Here is a 4068-nt window from a genome sequence, read left to right on the forward strand (position 1 = left end):
AATATATAGTTAAACATATTAATATTATAATAACGGCAGCCATCGGCAATATTATAAATATTATATTGAAATTCATTATTTTACCTTTAATCTAGAAGTAATTATACCAGATTATCTATTTCTTCTTTTATCCTATTCCATTTACTAATAGCTTTTTCTTTATTTTCTATTTCTTCTTTATATTTATTTATTCTATTTCTATAATTCGATAAAACGGAATTGGAAAAATCAATTTTTGTAATAGTTTCTTTAAAATTTTTGAGATTATCTTCTATAACTATTTTATAAAAATCTTCGTCCATTTTTCTTATAATATTGTTAACTTTCTTAACGAGTTCATCCACTAAATAACCAGATATAGTTCCTGTTTCTTTAATCAAATTTAAATGAGGATTGTCATCGTATTTGTTTACATTATTTTCATATTCCATCATTATAGGTCTTATTATAGATGATACTTGTTCTAAATTTACATCTAATTCTTCTTCTATAAATATATTGGTAGTATTTGTTATTAAATTTTCTCTAAATGATTTATATATATTTATAATAAATATTTCTAATTGTCTATTAAAACTTCTTGCATATTCTCTAATTAATTCTCTTATTTTTTCTGTATTTATAGTATTTTCTTGATATTGAACATTTTTACTAAATATCCACCAACCTTCTTTTTTAGTTCTTGTTTCTTCGCTTTTGGCTTCCTCTACCGAATATTTAGCCTCCTTAAAAAACTTTTCCAATTTTTTATTTATATCATCAAGCGATTCTTTATACCACTGTTCAACGGTATCCTCAAATTTATATTTCAATGATTTAGAAATCTTATTAACTGATTTTTCCAATTTTTTTGACTCTATTTCTATAATCTCAATATCTCCAGATTTAATATCTTTTTCTCGTTCTCTAACATATCTATTCAATTTTCTTTTTATTTCATTTGCAGACTCTATAAATTTATTCTCAAAATTATTTAGATTTTCTCCGAGTATTTCATTTTTTTCTCCGCTAACTTTTTTTAATATATCATGTATTGCGTCTATATTTGCTAATTGTTTTAATTGCTCCAACGAGGTTTCTTTTTCTTCTAATGAAATATAATCTGGATACGCTTCGCTTAAATTATTAATAACTACTTTGTAAGTTTCGTCCAGATTATCCCAATTTTTTATAATGGAATGACAAATTCCTGAAGAATATATTACTCTTTTATCAATTTCAGATATTAATTTATTAAATATATTTTCATCGTTCATTTTATCAAAAATATTTTTAATATATTCTATTAATCCCATATCTCCTTCTAATCCGTTAAGAATTATATTTTTAGATTTTTCCAAATCTCCTCCAGATTTTTTTATATTCTCTTGCGAATTTAATGCATCGTCAAATTTACTTATTATAATATATATTTCTTGAATTCCTTCTTTTTTTCTTATCTTCAATATAATATCTCTATCCGATTCTGTAAATAATTGAGTCGCTGGCATTAATATCAATACAACATCGCATTTTGAAAGCAGCTCTCTCGCTTTAGCGTCTCTCGTTTCCACAGGGTCGTTAAAACCCGGAGTATCCAATATGCTTAAATCTTTTAGATAATCTATATTTATATAAATATTTAAACTTTTAACAAAATCTACAAATTTGCCTTCCGTTCCTACATAATCTTTTAGTTTCTTCGATATTTCTTCGATATTTTTAAAATCTATTCTCTCATTTTCTTGTTTTAATACATGATTATAAACCAATTTATTTGCTTTTTTAATTAAATTGTATTTTTCTTTTCCATTTTTCAAATATTCGTTTTTATCCACCACTTCCTTAGCTTGTTTTTCCAACTTATCATAATCATAATATTCTTCTTCAAATTTATTTAAGGCTGTTGTTCCCGCAGATACCATACTCCCTACCGCTGATGTTAATTTTCTCCTAATAGTTTTTTTCTTTAAATTTTCAATCTCTTTTTCTAAAGTCTTATTATACTTATTATAAATCTCTTCCAAATCCCCAATATCTTTTTTTGTAATAAATTCTATATCAATATAATTTGTATAGGAATATTGAATATGAGTTAATGCCGCCGTCATAGGAGTAGCAGCTTTCGGAAGTATATCTTTTCCGTCAAATAATAATGAGTTTAATAAAGACGATTTTCCAGATTTTACTTTGCCTACTATTCCAACTCTTAAGGTTCTGTCAAGGTCTACTTTATCTTCAAATTCTTTTATTATATATTCTTCACTTTTAAAATTATTATCGTTGCTTAAATTTGTTATTTCGTCTACAAGGGCATAATCGTCATTATGCGAATCTGAAAATTTATCTATTTTTTTCTTAATATTTATTATATTATTCAAAATATCTTTTTCCATGTTTTTGAATTCCTTATTATAAATATAATTTCTTATGAACTTCATTAACCAAATCTAATTTTTCTTCATAATCTTTTATTAATTCTTCTATATTGCTATCGGAACTTAATTGTATCTGGGCTTCTTCTATTTCATTTTTCTTTTTATTTAATTCTTCGTCTAAAGTTTGAGATACTCTATTTATTCTCTCTTCAGATTCCTTTTTTAAACATTCTATTATATGCGGTCTTAATTTTCTTTTTATAGATGGAATTTGTGATAAAATTTGACTTCTTACTTCATTCTTTTGTTGAGATTTTGCTATTAAAGTAGAGCATAAATTTATTATTTCTGGTAAAAATATTATTAATATTTCTATAACTGGATTTATTATATCAGTTAAAACGGCAAATGCCGTAGTTAAAGTTTTATATGTTTTATCTCTATATCCAACAAGCTGAACGCTTTTTGATTGAATATCAAACCTTTCTATAACATTTAAAATTTTATTTGAAAATTCGTCTATATTATAATCCGATAAAATTTTATCTAAACTTCTTATATCGCTAGAAAATTGCATATTTATATCGCTACTTAATTTGTCTGTTACTTTTCCTAATTTTTCTATTGTAACGGATTGAGTTATATTTAATACTTCATCTTTTAAGGATTCTGGATTTCCAGATAAGACTATATTTACTAACGAATCAATATTATTATTTAATTCTTTGCCTACCTGATTTATTATTTCGTTGGCTTCTTTTTCGTAAGAATTATTTTTAATTTCTTCTATCATATTGGCTTTTCTTTTTTCTATTCGTTTTAAACTATCCTCAAGCGATTTTATAGCTCTGTCGTTTTCTTTTTTATCTTTTTCTAACGCAGCTATTTTCATATTAATGGAGAGATTTGTATTATAACATACCTCATCTATATTATCATAAAATACTGAATAAAATAATTGCTCGGGGTCTAATTCTTTAATCATAGAATCAAATAAATGAATATCGTTTTGATTTATATAAGCTATATCTTTATTTATGTCTATATCCTCCAATCTATTTTTTACCTCTTTGCTTACTTCTCTTATAGTTGTTTCGCTTCTCAAATCCGTTTTTGTAATAAAAATAGAAAAATCCTTCTTAAAATTAACTATATTTTTAATTTGCGTAAGCATAGATTTTGTTACAGTTCCAGCATCTACGGGAACTAAAGCTAAATAGTAAATGCCTTTATCCAAATAGGACATTATGGCTCTATTATGATTTTCTAACGGAGAGTCAAAACCCGGCATATCGACTAATATAATCGGTTCTATTTTCTTTAAATTATCGCTCTTTATATATCTTTTTATATATAAATAATCTTTTATATTTTCCGATTTTACATTATCCAATTTTACTTGATTATTGTCTTTATCTATGCCAATATCGTATTCTTCTTCCGAATAATATAATTCCGCTGGAACTTCAGTTTCTGGCTTAATATTAACTTCTAAAATATCTTTTCCTATAAACTTATTTAATAGCGTGCTTTTTCCAGAACTAAAATCTCCAACTATTGGAACTATTAAAGGCATATTTTCTAGTAAAATTAATAATTTTTCTATATCTTTATTATCAATATCGCAATTAATAGAAATTTCATTTATTTTATTTAGTATTTCTATAAATTTTTTCTGATTATTAAGCATGAATTTTCTCCTAATCTATAT

General features: G+C 24.6%; 2 protein-coding genes. Both read right to left on the bottom strand.

Annotated features, from left to right (window positions below):
- Positions 1-101: 101 nt before the first annotated feature.
- Positions 102-2375, bottom strand: coding sequence for a dynamin family protein (locus ACR0QS_RS11650; RefSeq protein WP_432633621.1), 2274 nt, complete (start codon positions 2373-2375; stop codon positions 102-104).
- 16 nt (positions 2376-2391) lie between these two features.
- Complete coding sequence (locus tag ACR0QS_RS11655) at positions 2392-4047, bottom strand: dynamin family protein (protein WP_432633622.1); 1656 nt, start codon at positions 4045-4047, stop codon at positions 2392-2394.
- Positions 4048-4068: the final 21 nt, after the last annotated feature.

The organism is Brachyspira sp. (assembly GCF_050873525.1).
Lineage (GTDB): Bacteria > Spirochaetota > Brachyspiria > Brachyspirales > Brachyspiraceae > Brachyspira.

Coding starts and splice junctions, on each gene's coding strand:
- ACR0QS_RS11650 (WP_432633621.1), bottom strand. CDS start 2,375: ATGGAAAAAGATATTTTGAATAATATAATAAATATTAAGAAAAAAATA.
- ACR0QS_RS11655 (WP_432633622.1), bottom strand. CDS start 4,047: ATGCTTAATAATCAGAAAAAATTTATAGAAATACTAAATAAAATAAAT.